Source organism: Hoylesella timonensis S9-PR14, assembly GCF_000762405.1.
Lineage (GTDB): Bacteria > Bacteroidota > Bacteroidia > Bacteroidales > Bacteroidaceae > Prevotella > Prevotella timonensis_A.
In genome coordinates, this window is the sequence record NZ_JRPQ01000150.1 from 1 (window position 1) to 4,521 (window position 4,521).

6 protein-coding genes are annotated in these 4,521 nt (G+C 47.6%); all 6 read right to left on the reverse strand.

Translation table 11 applies throughout. The features are described from left to right. On the reverse strand, positions 1-1,268 hold a 1,268-nt coding region (locus HMPREF9304_RS09520), incomplete at its 3' end, for a TraG family conjugative transposon ATPase (protein WP_036928504.1). Next, on the reverse strand, positions 1,265-1,600 hold the full coding sequence (locus HMPREF9304_RS09525; protein WP_036928507.1) for a DUF4133 domain-containing protein: 336 nt from the start codon (positions 1,598-1,600) through the stop codon (positions 1,265-1,267). The genes HMPREF9304_RS09525 and HMPREF9304_RS09520, both read right to left, overlap by 4 nt. A gap of 2 nt (positions 1,601-1,602) precedes the next feature. Then, complete coding sequence (locus HMPREF9304_RS09530) at positions 1,603-1,905, reverse strand: DUF4134 domain-containing protein (protein ID WP_036928499.1); 303 nt, start codon at positions 1,903-1,905, stop codon at positions 1,603-1,605. A 151-nt stretch (positions 1,906-2,056) separates the two neighbouring features. Then, positions 2,057-2,827 carry a hypothetical protein gene (locus HMPREF9304_RS09535; protein ID WP_036928501.1) on the reverse strand — a complete coding sequence of 257 codons (771 nt, stop codon included), beginning with the start codon at positions 2,825-2,827 and terminating at the stop codon, positions 2,057-2,059. Then, entirely contained in the window at positions 2,827-3,330 is a 504-nt protein-coding gene (locus tag HMPREF9304_RS09540; RefSeq protein ID WP_036895276.1) for a DUF3408 domain-containing protein, read from the reverse strand. Before HMPREF9304_RS09540 ends, HMPREF9304_RS09535 begins: the two co-directional genes overlap by 1 nt. Positions 3,331-3,344: 14 nt before the next feature. After that, complete coding sequence (locus HMPREF9304_RS09545; protein ID WP_036895274.1) at positions 3,345-4,118, reverse strand: ParA family protein; 774 nt, start codon at positions 4,116-4,118, stop codon at positions 3,345-3,347. Positions 4,119-4,521: the final 403 nt, after the last annotated feature.

Sequence of the window (4,521 nt, forward strand, 5' to 3'; positions counted from 1 at the left end):
GCCATCTTGATACCGAAGGGAGAGAGCGAGTCCTTGTAGTTGGTCTCAGCCGTGAAGAAACAGAGAGCCGGCTCGATAAAGGTATAGAAACTCTCCTCACTTGGAAAGTCGGCGGCATTGCCGGGAATACCTGCCCAATAAAGGGTTGCCGTATCAATGGTGTTGTGTCGTGGCTTGCACTCCATCAGTGCCAACGCGCTGCCCACATCATTCTTGATGTTGCGGAGTTTTTCCTTGTCATCGCTCCATGCTAGCACGTTGAAGTGGGCACGAATGGAGGTCAATCCCTGCGAGTGGGCTACGTTGAGATACTCCTGTATCCACTCTTCGTTAATCTGATTGCTTCTGCTGTATCTTGCAAGCGAGTGCATGTTGCGTGCCTGCTTCTCAAACCTTTGCAGGTTATCATCACTGTCCTCGATGAAGAGGTACTGATTATAGATATGGTTGCAGGGCAGCAACAAGCCAACGGGAGCGGCAAAGGACAGTCGGCAGTCGCTTCTGTCCGTTGATAGTCGCTCATAGCGTGTGTCTGTGGAAACACTTGTAGGCAGGTCGTCCGTGTCTGACAGCGTATGTAGGCAAAGGCGATTATCCCCTATACGCACAAGGTCTGCTCCTAATCGTATGTCTTCCAAAGAAGCGTGTCCTTCTTCAGAAAGGGAGAAGTAGCGGTCTAAGAGTCCGCCCTTCTCGGCTGTCCCCACCAAATCCTCCTCCTTCATACTGGTGAGCCGGATTTGCTCCGTGTCGTTGATGATACGCTCGAACTGGTCCACCGCTTCCATAAACTTGACCACTTCCTCCTTGTCGGTAATCTCCTTGGGGAGCAAGTGCCCACGGCAGAGCGAGGAAAAATTGCTCTGTCGCTGCATACGCTGCTTGTTGGTCTTGGTTAGAAAGAGATAGACTGAGTGGTGCAGGAAAGGACGCTCGTTAAAATGTCGGTTAGATGCACGTGAGAGGAAACTAAGTCCGCTTTCTGCCATCTTTGGTTGGTAACGTTCCTTGATAAACCAGTCCTGCTTATGCACGATGGTATAGTTGGGCAGCACCTTGATTGCCTTGTGCCATGCCGAGTGCATTGCTTCGTATTCTATAGAAGTGACGGTAAAGAGTTCGGGTAGTTCCAAACGGAAGGCGACCGTAATATCTGCGTCCTTACCCACCATACACCCCTGCTCGACGGAGAGCAGCGGGAACTTCGCTTCCAAGGTCGTGATTTTACTGTTGTTTTTTCGGTCAAAGACCTCAACAGTACGTCTCATTGCTTCTTTCTTTTGGGTTGAAGGCTACGGATAAGGTGATAGACCGTCCGGCGGTTCAAGAGGTAGCGCGGGTGCATCTTAATGGCTCCCTGCTTCATCAGTCCGTATCTGCCNTANTTGCGGTTCATNGCAAACGTTTGCCACACGACGAGTGTTGCACCCACTAAGCCAAGACCGAGGCAGACNANCTGGTCNATGCCNCAGAGATAGAGCACCACCACGAGAAAGAAGACCGCCAGCAGTCCCCCAGCAAAGAGGAAGAGGTANTGNGCCTTCAAGCCCTTGAACTCNACCGTCCGACCTACACCTTTATTGATTTCCCACTCNGCCATTNTTACANGAAGAANGAACGTANGATNGTGGCAGCCACAATNAGGAAGATACACGCACCGAACCAAGAAGCGGCTGTCTTGCTCGTATCGGGGTCGCCACTTGAGAACTTGTTGTATACTTTTATTCCTCCGATAAGACCCACTACGGCACCGATGGCATAGATGAGTTTCGTACCNGGGTCGAAGTAGGANGTTACCATTTTTGTGGCTTCGTTGATACCTGCCATACCNTTTCCCTGTGCNTACGCTNCTGCGGTGGTCAGTGCCGTCAGGANCAGCATCATTGTGATTTTTTTGTTGTTCATTTTGCTGTTTATTTTAAGTTGTTAAACGAATTGTCTTCTTATGGAGGTGTCAGGGGTGGCTCGGTTTTATCGTATGATAGATATTGGCTGATTATTTTACTTTTGAGCCACCCCTGCATTCCTCCGAAATATGAAAATCAAGAAACCATTTTTACAGATAATAGGACAGCGGTCTGTCGTCCGCCGTGTTTTCTTTGTCGTCTCCTCTTTCGTCCGCTTCGGACTCGGAAGAGGATGCTGTTTCTTTTTCCTGCTGTTCCGCCTCCTCAGCTTTGCGAATGGCGGCAAGAAGTCGTTGATGGTCGTGTTCTTGCTTGAGCGTGCTCTCTTTGAGGTGTTCCATCAACTCCGTGCCTCGTATGGCTTGAAGGGTCTCATGGATGGTTTCCTCATTTTCTGTCTGAAGCGCATCGTCATTCTTGTGCCAGCCACTGACACGGGCGATGTCCCGTGAGAGGATTGAAGTCGGTGAAACTTCGGGCATGGCTTCATCGGCAATCAGCAGGTCTTCTTTTAAAATGGAATCCTCTTCAGGTTCGTCCATTGTGTAGGCGACCTGCATTTCATTGTCCTTCTCCCGTTCGTCGGTATGCTCCGATGGCGATTGAGGTGGGATTGGCGACTCCGTTTCATCTTCTTTGCGTACATTTTGCGCTGCAAAGGTATCGGGATTATCGGCTGAATTTTCAGACGGGGAAACGGCGGGAACTTCGGGGACAGACGGGGAAACGAAGGGTTTACTTCTGCCCACCAGAACATGGCGAGCTTGTGCTATCTGCTCATTTGTTACGGTAGGTCGCTTTTTGGCTTTTTCTGCCGGTTGTGGTGCTGTGTGTCGGAATATTCTCCAAAGGTATGCGATGCCCAAAAGCATCCATACAATTCCAAGCAGCAACAAGATATTCATAAGTAATTCCATCATCATAAGTTTATGGTTTTATTGCGCCTACGCTGTGAGGCGGTGTGGTTCAACATATCCTGATAGGTCTTCAGGTGGTCAAGAAGAATGTTTTCTATATATCCTGTAATGGAAGCCTCCGAGCGAAGGTCGCTCAATACATCACGCAGAATTTGCAGGATTTCGGTGTGAATGCTGAAACCTGACTTGTTGCGCCCGTTACGGACGCTTGTCAGAAAACGTTGCTCGTATTCCTCAAAGTCTAATGCCATAGCTGCATTCATACCTTTACCTACTTTCTTGCGCTTGGGAGAGTGAACAACCTGTTCGGTAGAAATATCGTTGGTCTTTTCCTCCTTTTCTACATCTTCTGAGACGGGGTCCTCTGATAGGATCTCTTCGTCCAAGTCGATGGGCTCATCAAAATCAGGAGTGTTTTCTGCCGTGCGTTTCTTGACACCAATATCCGCCATCTCCTTCATTTTTTCCTGAAGCAGCTGTTCTCGTTGTTCCTTTAATGAACTCATACACTATCCTCCGTTTACAGTTTGATTTTCCGCATGACTTCCGCCACCCATTCATCCACTCCCGTCTGCGGACGGATGGAAATTGCAGGAGGAAGGTAAGAGCATCGGAACACGCCTCTTGTTCCTCCCTGTGCCAGTTCTCGACTAATCCTAACAGAATGGTAGATACGTGAATCAAGGATGGTCAGTCCTTGTTCTTTTGCGTTTTCAGTGAACAAATCAATGACCGTGGTACTCGCACTGCGGTTGATCTTGTTCCAAAGCAGGAAGAAGTCCTGAATACGTGAACCTTCAAAGCCAATCCCCAACTCACAGATGGTTTTGGCATAGGCGAAACTCGATGCCAGCGACTGAGGGTCGGCTTCTATCGGAGAGATAATGTAGTCCATCGTAATGGACAAGTCCATCAAGGCACTTGTAACTGCATGACCGGGAAAGTCAAAAATAACGAGTTGCGGAGGGGAAGCTTTCTTTTTAATATATTTCTCAATATCACCGACGGCACTCTCCGGTTTACTTCGGATGATTGGGTATGACTTTTTGCCATAGCAAGCCAGACGCTCGTGAAGTTCCTTGCCCAGTTCGGGGGAGGACTCGATAAGGTCTCTGTCCCGTTCGCGTAGCTTGAAGAACGATTCCTGTGTGCCGTCGCAGTCCACGACGGCAAGAGGGATATTCTTTTCGTAGTATAAGATAGCTGCCAAGACTTCCGCAAGGCTGCTTTTGCCCACTCCGCCCTTCTGTGAGGCGAAGCCCAGATAGATGGGTGTTTCGTTTTTCTTTTTCATAATCTTGAATGGTCGTTAGTTGTGTTATAAATTATTTTTTAACTTGACTGATAAGTCTGATTACGTCCAAAGTTGAAACCTTATTCTTGACTCGACTCAAAAGTCGAATTTTGACTTAGGTTAAAATTGACTCAGCTCAAAGGATTAAAATTGACTATATCCTGAATTTCATTCGGATAAGAATCACAGAGGTTGAAACTATCTTCTTGCACTCTACATTCAAATGAATTTTAAGTTGACTTTTCACTGAATTCGGTTGCAAAATAACAAGGTTTTATCCTAAGTTTCAACTACCTGTGAAGTACAGGGAAATGCGAGGAAAAAGAGTGAATACCATTGATAATGAGATATTTGAAAACTCGCCGTAACTTTGCAGGCGAGAATAATACATGGAGGTAATATC

Excerpts from the sequence above, each read along its gene's own strand:
- HMPREF9304_RS09540 (WP_036895276.1), bottom strand. The coding sequence starts at position 3,330 with ATGAGTTCATTAAAGGAACAACGAGAACAGCTGCTTCAGGAAAAAATG.
- HMPREF9304_RS09535 (WP_036928501.1), bottom strand. The coding sequence starts at position 2,827 with ATGATGGAATTACTTATGAATATCTTGTTGCTGCTTGGAATTGTATGG.
- HMPREF9304_RS09545 (WP_036895274.1), bottom strand. The coding sequence starts at position 4,118 with ATGAAAAAGAAAAACGAAACACCCATCTATCTGGGCTTCGCCTCACAG.